This is a genomic window from Streptomyces sp. NPDC002817 (genome assembly GCF_053592055.1).
The window spans coordinates 1-16,962 of sequence record NZ_JBSFUY010000068.1 but is presented as its reverse complement, the minus strand read 5'-3'; the positions used below and the strand labels follow the sequence as shown (position 1 = coordinate 16,962).

The window sequence follows — 16,962 nt, the reverse complement described above, 5'->3', positions numbered from 1 at the left end:
AGCTACCTCGCCGGCCTCCACCTCCGTGCCTCGATGATCTGGATCAACGACCTGCTGAAGGCAACTGGCTGATCACAACGTCACACAGGCCCTAGTACTGCAACGGACGAGAAGGCCAGAATCCCCGGGCTTCAGCCCGAGGAGCAAGTCAAGGCACATGCCCACCGCGACCATCCATCACCTGCAACACAGCGATCGTCGGGCTGCGGCCAAGACTGCCCCTACCAGCAGTGCGAGGCCGCAGACCAACCCCGTACAGCCACACAACACCACACCGTGAAGGCCGCGCGTCCTGGCTAACCTCCACACAAGGAGTGCCGCAGGTCCTCCTCGAAGCAGGTATCCATCACTTTGGAGAGCGTCGCCCCTCCACCTGCCCGGCGTTCACCTCGCCGTGTCCGCATGACACGGCCAGGCCGGGGCAGGCGAGGAGGCGAAGCTCTCCGACGGCGGGGGCACATCGGCGAGCGGGAGGCAGCCATGGAGGTCCGGTCGTTGCGACTCACGCCTCGGTGGGCCGATGCCGGTCTGCTGGTCGTCGAAGCGGAAGGGATTTTCGACGCGGCCTCGGCCCCCTTGTTGTGTGAGCCGCTCATCAGGCTTCTGCATGTGGGACACTGCCACTTCGTGGTCGACGTCCAACAAGTAACAAGCTTCAACCGCGCCGGTGTCCAGCTTCTGGCGGCGGCACGGCGCACGATCCGAGCCGGGGGCGGCATGCTGACTCTGGTCGCGGGGCCGGATGCGCGAAGCGCCTTCAACGCAGCGGACGTCGGCCGGTCGGTATTTCTGTACCCCACTGTTGTCGAGGCGTCGCGAGCCTGTAAGCCTCGCCCGGGGCTGACGACGGTGCGGAATTGCCCTGACAGACGCATGGGCCGCAGTCGGTCGTCATCGCCCGGGTCAGGGAGGTGAGCGAGGGCATACACCGACAGACGGACGGCCGCGGCCGGACCGCTGCGTTTTCGGGCCTGCCTTCCGCGTGATTCAGCAGCCCCAAATGACGAATCTCTGGCCTGACCTGCGCGGGCATCGTTGAAGACGTCGTAGGTGCGTTACGGCCGAACTCTCTCGCCGCGCACTCCGCGCCTGTGAGAACCATTCATGGGCATACCCGTCCATGCCTTCTTCGGCATCGGCGAGGCTCCCGCCCTTCTAGTGCTGGTGGCCGCGCTCGTGCAGTGGTCCGACAGCGGCCACCGACCGTCCACCATGGCGACCTCGGGCCGCCTTGCCGCGGGCGGCGAAGTAGAGCGCGGTAGGGCGACTCGGCCAAGGGCAACGGGTACGCCGTCCGGCGCTGAGGCCCTGCTGCTACCGGACCCACCGTCGTCCCTCGGGCGGGCTTCAGGGCCCCGGCCCCGCCGCAGTGGCACCGGGGAGGGCCGCGTCGAGGGCCTGGGCGCGATGGCGTGGCCGAGGCTGTCGCCGCCGTCGATGGGTCAGCTCCCGGTGAGCAGGTGACGGACGACGTATCCGGCGGAGTCCACGCCGGAGCTGCCGCCTTCGACCAGGGCCGCGACCGCGATGCGGGAGTTGTACGCGGTCAGCCAGCCGTTGGTGTGGTCGCCCTCCTCCGCGGTGCCGGTCTTGGCGCCGACGCCCGTCAGGCCGCCGAGACGTGGTGCGGCGCTACCGCTGGTGGCAACGGTGCGCATCATCGACTGCAGGTATCCGGCCGTGCGGGCGGAGATGGGCCGGGGCGCGGTGTCCTGGTGCTGTCCGGGCAGAATGATCGGCTGATGGAAGCCGACGCCTCGCACGGTGGCCGCCACGGACGCCATGAACAGCGGGGTGGCCGTGACCCGGCCCTGGCCAATGAACTGTGCCGCCTGGTCGCCGCCCTGGACGTCCGCCGGGATGCTCGGGTCGGTGGTGGCGACCCCGCCGCCGATGGACCAGCTGCCCATGCCGAAGACGTTGACGGCCTCGTCGTGGAGGGCGGAGGCGTCTCCGTCGTGTACGAGGTAGTGGAAGCCGTCCTTGATGAAGGCGGTGTTGCACGAGACCGTGAACGCCTGGGCGAGGGTGGAGGCGGGGTTGGCCCGCACGCCGGAATCGTTGTGGAACAGCTGGCTTCTGGCCGTCAGCGAGTCTGTGCACGGGGCGGGACTGTTCGGGGTGAGGCCTACCTGGTCGAACAGGGCCGCCGAGGTGATGATCTTCATTGTGGAGCCCGGTGACTTGATGCCGTTGATGGCGATGTCGCCGTCCGCGCCGGTATGGGCGAGGGCGAGGATGTGCCCTGTCTTCCAGTCGAGCGCCACCGTCCCGGCGGGCTTGTCCTGAAGGTGAACGTCCTTCACCGCCGTCTCGGCCACCTCCTGGAGGGAGGCGTCGATGGTCGTCTTGATGACGGGAGCTTTCCCCTTGGAGAAGACCTGCAGGGTCTTCACGCCGGCGCCGGTCGCGTCGACGACGGCGACGCCCGTGCCGGTGGTGCCGCCGGTCGGGGTGGCGTTCTGGCGGATCGTCGCCACGATGTCGTGCAGCGAGGAGAAGCGGGCGAGGTCGCTCCTGCCGTCGCTCGCCACGACCTCGGCGGTATTGGTGCCGGCGGGAAGCGTGCCCGCCGTGAGGGACTGGTCGTCGCCCAGGCCGGGGAAGAGCACCGAGTTGTTCCAGTGCACCGCCAACTGGCCGTTGGTGCTCTGTCGTACCGCCACCGCGCTCGGGTAGGTCCAGGTGCCGCCCGCCACCTGGGCTGTGACGTCGAAGGTGACCCTGGTCGCGCCCGCTGTCACCGCCGACGGACCCGCGGAAAGGACCCGGTTGAAGGTCAGCGTCTTGAGGTGCAGGCCGTCCGCGTACCCCCGCAGGGCCGATACGGCCGTGGTCGAGGCGTCGGTGTCGCTCGCGGCCCGGTCGAGCTTCTGCTCGGACCAGTTGTCCAGGAACGCGCGGGTCAGCTTGACTGCCTCGGCGTCCGACGGCGGCTCGCTCGACACGGCCGCAGGGTCGAACTCGCGCGCCGCCTTGGTCTCACCGCTCCCTGTCGTCCCTGGGGACATCGCCTGCACGACGTTGTACGCGCCGATTCCGCCCAGGACCAGCAGCGCCGTACAGCTACCGGCTACGCCGAACTTCACACCTCTGTTCATATGGTGGATCATATGAACGTTTGCACTGTGCAGGTGTTCGCCGAAGCGGATCGTTACCGGACCGTCAAACCATCCGGCGGGTAGGGGCCAGCACCGGGGTGACGACCAGACGGCCGAACGGACTTCGACTCCATCTTCGCTGCACCAGGTCGCCCACTTCACCGAGCATGGCGATAAAGGCGGACGAGAGCGCATCACGCGAACGAGATGGGCCGGCCGGCCGCCCCGCCCACGAGCCAGAGGAAGCAGGCGATCAGCAGCCACCAGACGGTGAGCGAGAGGGCGACGCGCCACAGGCGCTGAATCCTGGTCACAAGGTGACGGCTCCTGGTCCTGCACGAGCGAAGGCACGCGCGGGCCAGCGTCGGAGACCACACAGCCCCCAGATCCATCACACCGGTGCACGACCCCACAGGGCGCGCTCCCGGCTTGGCCGACAGCCCTCTCGAGTCGCCCTCAGCCTCTCCTCAGGAAGCCTCAGAGTTCCGCCGAGCCGTGCCACCGCGGCAAGCCGGATGATCGGGTGATCGCGGTCCGGCTCGGTTTGGGGTGACTCACAAGACCCCTGACCGGCACGCGGCGGTTCTGATCGACCCGGTCTGCCGGGAGACGGAGATTCGATGCTCTGCTAGAGCACGTGCCCGGATGTCGCGGTCGTCGACCATCCCCTCCGCCGAACCACTGCGATCCCGCCAGGCGCGTGGGACCCGGCGGCCTCGGTGGCTTCCGGGTCCCCCTCCTTTCACCCGGTGGGCCTCCTGCCGTTCGCCGATCGCCTGGCACGCCGAGCCAGAACACCTCCGCTGGCGAGCACGACGACGGCCGCGCCTCCAGCAGACAGTGCCGTCCCGCGGTCGAACCCCAGGATCGTGTCCCCGTCCCCGACCCTGTCCTCGGCCCCGCCTGCCTCCGGTGCCCGCAAGCTCAGGCCCCGGCAGGCGGCTGGGGTGGCGACGGCCTCGGCTCCGTCCGCGACTTCGAACTGGAACGCGCTGCTCTGTGTATCGCCGTCGGCGGAGACGACGGTGTAGGTGAGTGTGCTGACACCCGACCGCAGCGGGGTGACCGCCGCGCAGGCGACGGAGTCGTCGGCCACGACGGGCTGCCCGACGGACACCGCGGTGCCGTCGGGTCCGACCAGGGTGATCTTCGGTGTGGTGCCGGGCTTCAGCGGACCGAAGGTCAGTGAGAGGACGTCCACACCGGGGGCGACCTTGTCGCCGGGCCCCGGTGTCGCGTCCTGCAGCGCTGTGTGGGCGTGTGCGGGTGCGCCACCGAGGAACAGCAGCACACCCAGACATCCCGACAGGACGGCCGACGCCCTCAGAAGTCGAAGTCGGCGCATGCGATCCGGTTGTCCTGTGCCTCGGCGGGGTGGACGACGACCGCGACGGCGTTCTCTCCGGTCTTGCGGGAGTTGTTCACCGTCGTCATGCCCATCCCCGACTTGTCCGCGGTGAACATCAGGTGCACCTCGTTCGGCGGCGTGGTCGCACCCTCCTTCTCGAACTGGAAGTGCTTCCCGCCGTTCCCGGCCGAACAGTGCTGGGCGTGCAGATGCGCCATGTAGGAGGCGCCGGGCTTCAGTCCGGTCAGGGAGACCGTCACGGTGGTGCCCTTCGCCCCCTGTGCCAGCCAGGCCGTGCCCTTGACGTCGTCCATGCCTGGCGGGCGGGTGTCGAGGAGTGCGAACGTGCCCTTCACCACCTCGGCGCCGGGGACCTTGTCGGCCGGGGTGGCCGACGGGTCGCCCATCGCCATGTCGCCCATCTCGCTCATGCTCTTCGAGGGGGACGCGGAGGCCGCCTTCTCAGCGGAGGTGTTCGACGTGCTCTCGGAGGTGTCGCCACCGCAGCCGGCCAGCAGGGCGGCCGTCGCCGCCACGGTGACACAGGCAACGGCCAGCTGGGCCCGGCGGTCTGTCGGCCGCTCCTGCAGCTCCGCGGCGTACGGGGACAGGGTTTTGGATGTGCTGTGTTGCATTGGAGAACTCCCGATCGTTGGCGTGCGGACGAACCAGGGCGACGACGCGGGACGCACAGCAAGCACCGCGCCGCGATGTCAGGCTCGATCCGAAGAGCTGGACGAGGGGCCGACGCACCCACGTGCGCACCGACCGCCCGCCCGTCCTCCTGCCGGCGGCGGGATCGTCCTGTTCTCAGGGCCTGATCGCGAGCAGCGGCTTGGGGGACGGGCGGCAGACTGCCGTACGACCCCGAGGCGGTCCCCGGCGGACGACGGCGTGTCTCAGCTCGGCGGGAGTGGACCGTGGGCGCTCAGGGCCGCCGACAGCGGCCCGGCGCAACGGGAGTTCGCGCCACGCCGCCGCGCGGAAGAGCACGCGGCAGACGCGGCGCAGTGGTGCGAACAGGGCGGTGGCCAGGGCCCGGCCGATCCGGTGGACAGCCGCCTCGCCCCGCCACAGCCACACGCCGCATGCGACGGCGGCCAGCAGGTGAGCCAGGAGCATCCCGCCGGAGCCGCCGTGCGTCACCAGCGACAGCAGCGGCTCTTCGGCGGGCTCGCCCATCGTGCCCGGGTGGTGCATGAGCATGCCCGAGTGGGACATCGCCGCCATGCCGTGATGCGTCGCGGACGCTCCCGGCACCTCTGACGCACCGGCCGCAATGTTCGTCGCGGATACCAGCCGGGGGGCCAGGCTGAACAGCAGATGCAGCAGCCCCTGCGCGACGACCGTGGCGCCTACGACCGTCTCGACGCCACGCTCCCGGAGCGTCAGCCACCACCCCGCCGAGGCGGTCGCGGCGAAGGCCACACCCACTGCCCACCAGGGCAGGAGGTCCCCGGACATCAGCGCGTGCCCGAGCGCCGTTGTCACGACGCAGACCGCCGCGAACACCGCGGCACGCACCGGCCGCAGAGCGGTGGCCGCGCTCGCGGGCACACCGGTCGCATGGTGGCCGCGACGCGCGCCACCGCGGAGGCGGTGCATTCGGGGCATCAGGGGCTCCTCCACGCCGGCAGGCTCCCGTCTCTTACGGGTCTGCCGACGAAAGCGTTCACACACATACGCATCGCCGCGCGCCTCCGGCCCGCCTCACGGGTTGATCTTCACGTTGTTCGACACGGTGACCTGGTCGATGTCGGAGACGCGGACGGTGGCCCGTATCGTCCAGGTCCCGGCGAGCGGGAGGTCAAGGGTGTCGCTGCCCCAGTAGCCGCGCTGGTCGACGAGCTGGGCGTCGAGCGGACCGACGCCGCGTGCGGACTGGGTGAAGGTCAGGCGCAGTTCGGGGATGGCGACGAGACTGCCGTCGGCGGCGAAGATCACTGCCTCGACCACGTTCCGGCCGACCCGGCCCGGCTCCAGGGTCACCTGCACCTTGCCGCGCCCGCCGGGTGTGCCTGTGTCGAACGGGATCAGCGTCAGCGTCACGTCGGGCTGCCCGGGCACCCCGGAGACCGTCTCGGCCGCCGCGCTCCCGACGGCGGCCCGCCCCGGCTGACTGCCCGTCAGCACGGTCGTGACCGCGAGCACCAGGACGCCGATCACCACCTCGGCCAGTACGGACCTGCGCAGCCCGCGCCAGTGGGCCCCGCTCCCTGCCCCGCCCGCACCGGGCCCTCCCGACACCGGGCCGGGCGGAGGACTCTGGTCGCCGCCGCCCACGGCGACCAGCACCGGTTCCTCCCGGGGCACGGCCCGCAGCCGCTCGGTCCAGCTCCTCGAATACGATGCCGCCATCAGCATCAGGAACACCGCCCCGATCTTCAGGGCGAGCAGCCTGCCGTACGAGGTGGTGAACGCGTCCCAGGAACCGAGCCCGCGCCAGGACTGGTAGACGCCGGTGACCGCCAACACCGCCACCGAGGCGAGGGCGAGCCGGGAGAAGCGGGCTACGGCGGCGGACGGCAGCAGTTCGTCGGCCGGTGCCCGGTACAGCACGAGGAGCAGCGCGGTCAGCCCGCCCAGCCACACCGCCATGGCGAGCAGGTGCAGCACGGAGGAGACCATCGCCACGGGCACCTGGATCCCCGCGGAGGCGTGCTCGGCCGCCGCCCAGGTCCCTGCCAGGCCGAGGGCGAGTGCGAGCCCGACGCCGGTCGAACGCTGGTCGGCCTTCCACCCGGACCGACCTCGCTTCAGCAGGAGTCCGGCGAACAGGAGCAGGACCAGACGGGCCAGCAGGGCGATGCCCGGCCGACTGTCCACAGCGCCCCGCAACAGCCGGGGGTCGAACGCGCCGCCCGGCCCGTCCCCGCTCGCGTACGGCCCGCGTAGCAGCAACAGCGCGACCGACGAAACCGTCAGTGCCCACCACCCCGTCAGAAGCGGCCCACGTGCCACCCGAGCGGCCGCGGCCCCGGGACGGCACACCACGACGAACACCGCACCGCCGATCAGCAGGGCCAGACCGGCGTAGGCGGCATAGCGGCCGAGCCCGTAGAGCAGGTCGACCGTCGGGTCCACGGCCGGTTCGGCGGCCGCCTGGGCCCGGGTCGCCGAGGGTGCTCCGACGGAGAAGGTGAAGGCACCGGAGACGGCATGGCTGTCCGCCGACAGCACCCGCCAGGAGACGGTGTACGTGCCCTCCTGAAGGCCACCGGTCAGGGGGACGCGGGCGGTGTCCGCCGCGCCGTCCGCGTGGGTGGGGTCACCGGCGGTGACCGGGCGGCCGTCGGGGTCGAGCACGCGCACCGAGTCCTCGGCGAGGGCGATGGACTCGTTGAAGGAGACCGTCACCTGTTTCGGAGCCGTTTTCAGCACGGTGCCCCCGCGCGGATCGCTGGAGGTCAGCACCGCGTGCGCCGAGGCGGGCGCGGCGCCGCCGAGGAGGGCGCCGGCCAGCACCGCGACCACGATCAAAAGCTTCCTGGTCACTCGGCCAATTCGTTCGGTCCTACGTCGTTTCATGTGATGTCTCCGGATCGGCTGCTGGTTCTCGGCCTCGGCCGGACACACGTGAGCGCGTCCGGCACAGGTGCGGCGGTTACGGGTGCCGGTCAGCCGCTGCCCGAGGAAGCCCGCCGCCTGATCAACCACCAGGCCCCCGCCCCCAGGAACAACGGCACGGCGATCAGCCCGGCAGGCACACCGCCGCTCCGCGCAGCAGCCGTCTTGTGAGCGGGCCCGGAGCTCGTCTCCGCTGCGGCTGCGGCGCGCTGCAGCTTCAGGACAGGAGCGGGCTGTTCGGGCTGCGCACCGCCGGTCGGCAGTTCGATCCAGCGGGAGATCTCGCCGTCGCCGTAGGTCTCGACGGTCTTGAACACAAGCTGCCCGGCGTCCGGCAACTGCCGGACCCTGACCTTGTGTTCGGCGTCGACCCCGGTCCCGAGGACGGGCCCCGCGACGGTATAGCCGTCGGCTGCGGTCCGCAGTTTCCAGCCCCTCGGGGCGTCGGCGAGCGTGACGTCGCCGGGGGCGATGCCGTCGGGCAGGACGACGCGCACCTGTTTGAAGCCGGCGCTGTCGGACTCGGCCTCGGAGACGAAGGTGAGGGTGACGTTCCGGGCCAAGGGCCGCGGGGTGTCGGCCTCGACCTCCGCATGGGCGGAGGCGGGACCGGCCAGGGTCAGGACCGTCGTCAGCGCGGCGGCTCCGGCCGCGGCGAGACGACCCGCCGCGCGGGCGGCAGGGTGCACGAACACAGGGATGCTCCTTGCAGGGGAGGCCGGACAGCCCGAGAGGGCGGCCCGGACGAGGGACCGGTCGGGACGGAGGCGTGTCCCGGTGGTCCCCTGCGCACCAGTGCGTTCCCGAGGAGCTGCGGCCTTGCCCGCACCGGTCGAATCAGGCATGCGGTGAGCGGCACGGCGGGCAGCCGGCGGGCCCGAGGGCCGCCGGACAGTGAAAGGACCCAGGAAGCGACGGCCGTCGCGACGCCCTTCACGGCCCGCGCGATCTCCAGGGCGACCGCCACGGCCGCGTCGGCGCGGTGCAGCAGCCAGACCACCGCCAGCGCGGACAGCAGATGGACGGCGCTCATGACGCCGGAAACGTGCTGCCAGGTGTGTCCTTCGGCCGCCACGGCAACCAGAGGACCGTGTGTGCCGGCCGCGACTGGATCGGCCCCTCCCACGACGGTCAGCGCCAGGTGCATCGCTCCTTGCACGGTGAGGGCGCATCCGAGGGCGGAGGCAAGGGAGAAACGCCGCCGGGCCACGGGCCACACCGCGGCGAACTGCGCTCCCGCCAGTAGCAGTACGAGCCGCCACGGCACCGTCCCGTCAGCAACCGCGTGGTGCCCCAGGGCGGCGATCACGCTCCCGGCCAGGGCGAACACCCCGGCCCTCGCGCAGGCCGTGACACGGCCGGTCACCGTCCGGGCTGGACGCTCCTCGCCGGTCGCACGGTGCTCGCCCTGGATGATCATCCCTCCCTCTGCTCCGGCGGGCCCCTGGACCCGAGGGGGATACGCAAGCGCCGTCCTCCGCGTTCACGCGCCAAGCACCACCGGCCACGACCGGCCCGGTGCCGGGTCACGATCCGACGTTGGCACTATGCAAACATGACAGGTATCAACCTACGCGCCCGAACGCCCCTACCGGTCGTCACGTCCGCCGCCCTCGTCGCCCTGACCGCGGGATGCGCGCACGACAGCCCTACCGCCGCCGCCTCCACCCCCGCGCCCCTGGAGCGACCAGCTCGCGCCGGGCCGCCGCCCAGGCCCGCGGCGTCGACCTCACAGTCACCCACACCGTCGCCCACCTCGACCGCGCAGGCGACGGCACCCTCACCATGACCGTCCGCAACGACGACGGCGTCCCCGAACATCTCGGCATGGTCGCCACCCCGGACAGCGGGCGGACACGCTCGTCGACGGGAAGTCGGCCAAGAGCAACGGAATGCTGGACGCCGCAGGGATCCTGCTGCTGGACGGGACCACCGCCACTTCGCCGCAGACGGTCCGCGCGTGCCGCTCCGGCGTGTGCACGGCGTCACGGCCCATCACACACCGCCAGCCGTACTCCAGTTCGACAAAGCGGGACTGGTCCGCGTCCAGACTCAGGTCACCACGGGATGGACACGCCCCGGCGAAGCACCCCCTTGACATGTTTTGCATAATGCAAACGTAAGGAAGGGGAAGCAATGGGCACCACTCAGGCGGCCGGACAGGCAGCCCGACAATCGGCCGAACAGAACGAGCGGACCCGAAGCACGAAAGACACCCTCACCCAAGCACGCGGCACAGCAGGGCTGCGTATCGCACCCTGGGGCCCGATGGCGCTCGCCGTGGTGGTCGGCGCCGGGGCGGGCGCCGGCTCGATCGTCTTCCGCTGGTGCATCACGGCCTTCACCCGCCTCTTCTCCGGTCACGCGGACTACGCGGCCGCGCCCGGCACAGGCAACCCGCACGTGCCCTGGCTCGGTCCATACTTCGCCCTGATCGTCCCGGTGGCCGGCGGCCTGCTGTACGGGCCTCTGGTGCACCGGTTCGCCAAGGAGGCACGCGGCCACGGCGTGCCCGAGGTGATGCTGGCAGTCGCCCAGCGAGGCGGCCGGATCAGCCCGAAGGTCGCGGTGGTCAAGACGCTGGCCTCCGCCCTGACCATCGGCTCCGGCGGCTCGGTGGGCCGCGAGGGGCCGATCGTGCAGATCGGCTCGGCGCTCGGCTCCACCCTGGGACGGGTGACGAAGGCGACTGAGCACCGGATGAAGCTGCTGGTCGCGTGCGGCGCGGCAGGCGGTATCGCCGCGACCTTCAACGCGCCGTTGGCCGGGGTGTTCTTCGCCATGGAACTGATCCTGGGCACCTTCTCCGCTGAGGCGTTTGGTGCGACCGTCCTGGCCAGTGTCACCGCGAGCGTGATCGGCCGGGCCGCCTTCGGCGATGTCGCCTTCCTGACACTGCCCGCCTTCCACGTCGACCACTTCGCGCAGTACGGTCTGTTCGCCCTGCTAGGGGTGGTCGCCGCGGCGGTCGGCGTGGGGTTCGCGCGTGTGCTGTACGTGATCGAGGACGCCTGCGACTGGGCCTGGCGGGGACCGGAATGGCTGCGCCCGGCGGTCGGCGGACTGGTGCTCGGCCTGGTGCTGCTCGCACTGCCCGAGATGTACGGGGTCGGCTACCCGGTGCTGGAGAAGGCCACCGCCGGCGGCTACGCGGTCGGCTTCCTGCTGCTGCTACTGGTGGGCAAGATGCTGGCGACCAGCCTGACCATCGGGATCGGCGGCTCGGGCGGGGTGTTCGCCCCCTGCCTGTTCATCGGAGCGATGCTCGGCGCCGCCTACGGCACGGGCGTCCACCACCTGCTGCCCGGCACAGCCGGATCCGTGGGGGCGTACGCCCTGGTGGGCATGGGCGCGGTGTTCGCCGGGGCGGCCCGGGCGCCGATCACCGCCGTGGTGATCCTGTTCGAGCTGACCGGCGAGTACTCGATCATCCTGCCGCTAATGCTGGCCATCGTGCTGGCCACCGCCACCAGCCGCCTGCTGACCCGCGACACGATCTACACCCTCAAGTTGCGCCGCCGTGGCATCGACCTCGAAGGCCCCGCCCCCGGAGCCCGGATCGGCGCCCAACAGGTGGGCTCCGTCATGGATCCCCTTCCTTCCTCACTGTCGGCGTCGACCGAACTCGCCGACGCCGCAGACCTGTTGGGCCTGTCCGGATACGGCGCACTGCCGGTGGTCGACGACTCCGGGCGCTACGTGGGTGTCGTCACCGCTCAGGCGATCGCCGAGGCACTGACCGAACAGCCGGATGCGGCCCCGGTTGAAGTGGGGCAGCTGGCCAAGATGCCCGCCCCCGTCACGACCGACCAGCCCCTCGCGCAGGCTCTGCACACCCTGCTCTCGGCCGCGGGCACCGGCGTACCCGTCCTCGATCCCGAGCACGGCTCACCGGTCGGCTGGCTCAGCCACCAGAGCGCGCTGCGCGCGGTGCACACCGCCGCGTGAACAGGAAGAAGACACCGAGCCCTATATTGCACTGTGCAAAAATGGGTACAGGAGACCTCGACGGACCGGCCGTCCTCCAGGGAGGTGGACCATGCCCGCACGACACGTCCAGCGCGCCTACTCCTTCGCATGCCTCAATTGCGGACACGGCTGGGAGAGCACGTACGACATCGACGTGACAGTGGACCAGCACGCCCGGATCACCGCTGCCTACCGTCTCGGCGACCAGCGCGTGCCCTCGCCTCTCCAGTCCCCTCAGTGCCCCGCCTGCGAGAGCCACAAAATACGCATCATGCAGCCGGGGCGGGTCGCATCCGCGCACCTGTACGAGACCTGAGCCCATGCAGCCACACTGCCATCCGCCGGCCTGACTGGAGGCGCCCGGCCGAGTGAGCCTGGCCCTGACGGGTGCGAGCGCACGAGCGATCGCCGCGGACATGACGCTGCGCAGGGCACGTCAGCGCATGTGGATCATGCACGCGGCGCGCCCGGTCACGGTCCTGCAGTGGGGGCCGGCCGCCCTGTGGTTCTACGACTCCCACGGTCGGCGCACCTCCCGGCGCAGGACAAGCCGGATCCGAAGAAACTGCCAGCGCAGGTGGCCTCGGCCAAGGCCATCAGCCACTGCGGCACCGGATGCATCCTGGGCGACATCGCCGGCAAACCGCTGCACGCGGACTTCCTGCTGGACTTCATCGTCTGGCTGCCTGGCATCGGCTTCCAGCACTTCACCATCGCACCCATGCGCGACATCGGTCCCAGGCGGGCGCTGGGGGCCGAAGTGAAGGCCGACACCTTCTCCATCATATCCTTCCAGACCGGCCTGTTCGCGGGCATGCGGCTCTACCAGGAGGCCTTTTCGCACCGGGCCTGTCCGGGGCGACCGCCTCGTACTGGCTGTTCCCGAGCCTCGCCACGACCGTCGGCTTCTCCACCGCCTGGCCGGTTAACGGCTGGTTGGTCCGGGTGGACTGGACGGAGGAGATGCAGCCCAGCTGCAGGAAGCCGTACCCGTCCGTGCCACTGGCCGGATTGCGCAGATCGGGGCATTTTGCATCATGCAACAGAGTGTGTCGGCACCCTCCCTCCGGCTGCGCAGGGTAGTCGTCGGTAGGTCCGCGCCCGACCCCGCCCACCGCGGAGGCACTCTCGATGGCCAAGCGTCCCTCACGTCTCAGCACCCGCAAGACTCTGCTCGGCGCCGCAGCTGTGGTCGCCCTCGCCACACTCAACGCCCCCGCCATGGCGGGATTCGCCCAGCACGCCTACCACCGCTGGGAGACCAGCCAGCCCGAGTACAAGGCGAGGTACGGCCACTGGGCACTCGCCTCGCTCCCGGAGAAGTACCGGCTCAACTCCATCCACGCGATCCTGCTGCACACCGGCAAGGTCCTGCTGATCGCCGGATCCGGCAACGACGTGGAGCAATTCGACGGCGGCGCCTTCAAGAGCACCCTGTGGGACCCGGCCGCGGACACCTTCAAGAAGATCGACACCCCGGCCGACCTGTTCTGCGGCGGCCATGCCCAACTCCCCGACGGCAGGATCCTCGTCGCCGGAGGCACCGCCCGCTACGAGGTCCTCAAGGGTGACGTGAAGCGCGCGGGCGGCGCCATGCTGGTCAAGAACGAGGACCCGGACCACGCCCGCTCCTTCCCCAAGGGCACACTCTTCCGCTCCCCCGCAGGCGTCGAGTACCGCTCCAAGTTCAGCGTGCGCGTACCGGCCGCGAAGAAGACGCCCACCGGCCGCGGCAGCAACGTCAAGGTCACCGCGAGCGAGGCCCGCGTCTTCGTCGAGGCTGTCGCCGAGGGGCCCCTCGGCATCACCAACACCACCGAGCAGTACGCCATCGGCGGCCTCAACGGCCAGGACGCCCGCAACCTCTACGGCATCGCCAACAAGCTCGGCCTCGACAAGAAGGACTTCCAAGGCATCAAGGACGCCTACGAGTTCGACCCGGTCACCGAGAAGTACACCAAGGTCGGCTCGATGAGCGAAGCCCGCTGGTACCCGACCCTGACCACCCTCTCCGACGGACGCGTCCTGGCCGTCTCCGGACTGGACGACATCGGACAGGTCGTCCCGGGTAAGAACGAGCTCTACGATCCGCAGACCAAGACCTGGTCGCCCGCCCCGAGCCGCTACTTCCCCACCTACCCGTCCTTCTTCCTCACCGGCAAGCAGAAAATCTTCTACTCCGGCTCCAACGCGGGCTACGGCCCCGCCGACAAGGGCCGCGAGCCCGGCCTGTGGGATCTGAGGACCAACACCTTCACCCCCGTCAGCGGCCTGAAGGACCCGGACATCCTGGAGACGTCGTCCTCCGTGCTGCTGCCGCCCGCGCAGGACAAGAAGGTGATGGTGCTCGGCGGCGGAGGCGTGGGCGAGTCACGTGCGGCCACCTCCCGCACCGCGATCGTCGATCTCGACGCCACCCGGCCTTCGTTCACGACCGGCCCGCGTCTGCCGGAGAACACCCGCTACCTGAACAGCGTGATCCTCCCGGACGACACGGTGTTCACCACCGGCGGCAGCAGCGGCTATCGCGGCAAGGGCGCCAGCAACATCCTCAAGGCCCAGATCTACACCCCCGCGACAAACACGTTCACACCGGCCGCCGCCCCGGCCGTCGGCCGCAACTACCACACCGAGGCCCTGCTCCTGCCCGACGGCCGCGTCGCTGTGTTCGGCTCCGACCCGCTCTTCGCCGACAGGGCCGATTCCCGACCGGGCCGCTTCGAGCAGCGCGTCGAGGTCTTCTCCCCGCGCTACCTCCACCAAGGCGAGCGCCCGGATCTGACCCTCGACAGCAGGGTCGAGGTCGAACACGGCGGCCGGATCGTCCTGCGCACCGCCGACCCAACCCATATCAACCGCGTGCGGCTCATCCGTCCCGGATCCACCACGCACGTCACGGACTTCGACCAGCGATCCGTCGCCCTGGAGATCACCCGGCGCGCCGGATCGGCGCTCACCGTCCGCGTGCCCGACGACACGGCTCTGGTCCCACCCGGCTGGTACATGGCCGTTGCCGTCGACGCACGGGGAGTTCCGTCGCCCGCCGTCTGGGTCCATGTGTTCGCGTAAGACGGAACACACGGCCCCGTCGCCAGACCCATAGGCGCCGTTATGTGACGCACGCCATAAAGTACAGTGCAAAATTTACCTAGTGCAATGGAAATTTCGCGCTGCACGCCCGTACCCCCTGACACACAACTCGCTCACGTCAGGAGTCGCAATGCCCATCTCCCGCAACAAGGCCGGGACGGCCTTCATGATCGGTGCGCTGGGTCTGACCCTCACCGCTCTCGCCTACCCCGCGATGCTCGGTATCGAGAACGCGGCGACGAACACGTCCCGGATCATCGCCAGCACGCAATACGGGCCGCTGACCGAGGCCGACCGGGATTTCGTGGTCAAGGTGCGCGCGGCCGGGTTGTGGGAGTACCCGCTGGGCGAGATGGCGATGGAGCGAGGCACCACGAAGGAGATGAAGGAGGCCGGCGAGCACCTAGTCGTCGGACACGCCGGGCTCGACGACATGTGCCGAAAGATCGCCCCGGAGCTGAACATCACCCTGCCCAACCAGGCCAGTCCCCAGCAGCAGCAGTTTGTGGCGACCGTGGACTCCAAGACCGGCAGGGAGTTCGACTTCACAGCGGTCAGCATCATGCGCGTCACGCACGGCCAGATCTTCCCGACGATCGCCAAGATCCGCGCCAGCACCGAGAACACCCTAGTGCGCCAACTGGCCGACCTGGCCAACGACACCGTCCTAGACCACATCACGGTCCTGGAGAACACCGACCTGGTCAACCATCAGCAGGTCAACTTCCAGCAGACCACCCCGCCTAAGCTCCCCAAGGAGCAGCTGACCCCGCCCGCGCCGCAGCCCGGATCCCCGGTCGTCGTCCTCACTCCGCGCCCCGACCTGGACGTCAACACCAGCTCCCCGACACCTTCGCCCAGTCCCAGCGTCCAGTGATCAGCGAAAGAGCAGCGCTGCCGGCCGTCAGGACCCCGGGGCGGAGGCCGGTCGAGCAGACGAAGGAGAGCCGGACGCGGAGGGGGAGAGTCGGTAGGAGCGCACGACCGCGACCGCGCACGCGGCGATCAGCGTGACAGCCCAGCCGCCGAGGTCGCACAGGGGATCCACCGAAGACACTCCGACCTGCACCCCGCGCGGCGCCACCCGCCCCAGCGGGTCGTAGACGACAGCGAGTGTGTCGCCAGGCCGGGTGGCCTGCTCGCAGCCCCGCCAGATGCGGACCTTGAGCGGCACGCCGTCCTGGTCCGCCACGGAACAGACATAGCGGCCGCGACCGGAGACGGCTGCCGGCCCGCCCTCGATCGACGTCACCACTGCGGACTCGACGCGCCCACGTTCCGCCAGCACCACACCCACGGCCGCCTGGGGTGTCTGAAGCGCGAGGCAGACCCCAAGCAGGGCGACGATGCCGACCAGCGCCCGCCCGGCCCGTACCACGCGAAGGTAGAGCGCGAGGGCAACCGCGCACACCAGGCCGCCCTCGCCGTCCGCCAGCCCAGGAATCCCGTACCAGGCACCGGCAACAGCGGTCCCGATGATCCCCGCCGCTCCGACGCACCCGGCCAGGAGCCCCTCGGCCGCCAGCCATCGCGGCGGCAGACCGACGAACTCGGCCGGGCCCCACACCATGCTCCGCAGGTGCGCCATCAGATACCGTTCCGGAGCGCGGTGGGAGCGACGCCCTCCGAGCATGTTCGTCTACCTCCCAGCACCTTGCGCGTCCGCCACCTCGACCCAGCCGGCGTACCGACCGCCGCTCTCGACCGGAGAACGCTTACGCGGCCAGCGCCGTCGGGATCGGGTAGCACCGCCACACCCTCACGATTCCCTTGCATTATGCAAAACGTGCCTGGGTGTGGGGTAGCGGGGTCGGCGATGCGGCCACGAGGACCAGAAATCCTCCCATGGCGTGGAAGAACGCCGCTCCGGACGCGAAGACGCGCGCC

General features: G+C 70.3%; 14 protein-coding genes. 6 read left to right on the top strand and 8 right to left on the bottom strand.

Going from position 1 to position 16,962, the window contains the following annotated elements; genetic code table 11:
• The first annotated feature begins 402 nt into the window (after positions 1-402).
• Entirely contained in the window at positions 403-915 is a 513-nt protein-coding gene (locus ACWD3I_RS48110) for an STAS domain-containing protein (RefSeq protein ID WP_451084437.1), read from the top strand.
• Positions 916-1,442: 527 nt separating this feature from the next.
• On the opposite strand, the gene ACWD3I_RS48105 is transcribed toward ACWD3I_RS48110, so the two are convergent.
• The 7 genes from ACWD3I_RS48105 to ACWD3I_RS48075 form a co-directional block, all read right to left on the bottom strand.
• Positions 1,443-3,101 carry a penicillin-binding transpeptidase domain-containing protein gene (locus tag ACWD3I_RS48105; RefSeq protein ID WP_365414112.1) on the bottom strand — a complete coding sequence of 553 codons (1,659 nt, stop codon included), beginning with the start codon at positions 3,099-3,101 and terminating at the stop codon, positions 1,443-1,445.
• 742 nt (positions 3,102-3,843) lie between these two features.
• A complete protein-coding gene (locus ACWD3I_RS48100; protein WP_365412871.1) occupies positions 3,844-4,446 on the bottom strand; it encodes a copper resistance CopC family protein in 603 nt (200 codons plus the stop codon).
• On the bottom strand, positions 4,425-5,084 hold the full coding sequence (locus tag ACWD3I_RS48095; protein ID WP_365412873.1) for a superoxide dismutase family protein: 660 nt from the start codon (positions 5,082-5,084) through the stop codon (positions 4,425-4,427). Before ACWD3I_RS48095 ends, ACWD3I_RS48100 begins: the two co-directional genes overlap by 22 nt.
• A gap of 175 nt (positions 5,085-5,259) precedes the next feature.
• Positions 5,260-6,063, bottom strand: coding sequence for a hypothetical protein (locus tag ACWD3I_RS48090; RefSeq protein ID WP_365412875.1), 804 nt, complete (start codon positions 6,061-6,063; stop codon positions 5,260-5,262).
• A 96-nt stretch (positions 6,064-6,159) separates the two neighbouring features.
• Positions 6,160-7,977: a copper resistance CopC/CopD family protein gene (locus ACWD3I_RS48085; protein ID WP_451084436.1), complete on the bottom strand. Its 1,818-nt coding sequence runs from the start codon at positions 7,975-7,977 to the stop codon at positions 6,160-6,162.
• An 89-nt stretch (positions 7,978-8,066) separates the two neighbouring features.
• On the bottom strand, positions 8,067-8,711 hold the full coding sequence (locus ACWD3I_RS48080; protein ID WP_365412879.1) for a DUF1775 domain-containing protein: 645 nt from the start codon (positions 8,709-8,711) through the stop codon (positions 8,067-8,069).
• Positions 8,648-9,436, bottom strand: a complete 789-nt coding sequence (locus tag ACWD3I_RS48075; protein ID WP_365412881.1) for a hypothetical protein — start codon at positions 9,434-9,436, stop codon at positions 8,648-8,650. Before ACWD3I_RS48075 ends, ACWD3I_RS48080 begins: the two co-directional genes overlap by 64 nt.
• A gap of 848 nt (positions 9,437-10,284) precedes the next feature.
• Between ACWD3I_RS48075 and ACWD3I_RS48070 the strand changes: the two genes are divergently transcribed.
• The 5 genes from ACWD3I_RS48070 to ACWD3I_RS48050 all read left to right on the top strand — a co-directional run bounded on the left by ACWD3I_RS48070 (position 10,285) and on the right by ACWD3I_RS48050 (position 15,952).
• Positions 10,285-11,964 (top strand): chloride channel protein, encoded by a 1,680-nt coding sequence (locus tag ACWD3I_RS48070; RefSeq protein ID WP_365412883.1) that lies wholly within the window; start codon positions 10,285-10,287, stop codon positions 11,962-11,964.
• A 91-nt stretch (positions 11,965-12,055) separates the two neighbouring features.
• Positions 12,056-12,301, top strand: a complete 246-nt coding sequence (locus ACWD3I_RS48065) for a hypothetical protein (RefSeq protein ID WP_365412885.1) — start codon at positions 12,056-12,058, stop codon at positions 12,299-12,301.
• 129 nt (positions 12,302-12,430) lie between these two features.
• Positions 12,431-13,078: a DUF4396 domain-containing protein gene (locus ACWD3I_RS48060; RefSeq protein WP_451084435.1), complete on the top strand. Its 648-nt coding sequence runs from the start codon at positions 12,431-12,433 to the stop codon at positions 13,076-13,078.
• Positions 13,079-13,116: 38 nt separating this feature from the next.
• Positions 13,117-15,054, top strand: a complete 1,938-nt coding sequence (locus ACWD3I_RS48055; protein WP_365412889.1) for a radical copper oxidase GlxA — start codon at positions 13,117-13,119, stop codon at positions 15,052-15,054.
• A gap of 151 nt (positions 15,055-15,205) precedes the next feature.
• On the top strand, positions 15,206-15,952 hold the full coding sequence (locus tag ACWD3I_RS48050; RefSeq protein ID WP_365412891.1) for a DUF4142 domain-containing protein: 747 nt from the start codon (positions 15,206-15,208) through the stop codon (positions 15,950-15,952).
• A gap of 27 nt (positions 15,953-15,979) precedes the next feature.
• Here ACWD3I_RS48050 and ACWD3I_RS48045 read toward each other — a convergent pair whose 3' ends face one another.
• Positions 15,980-16,708 (bottom strand): hypothetical protein, encoded by a 729-nt coding sequence (locus tag ACWD3I_RS48045; protein WP_365412893.1) that lies wholly within the window; start codon positions 16,706-16,708, stop codon positions 15,980-15,982.
• Positions 16,709-16,962 lie beyond the last annotated feature (254 nt).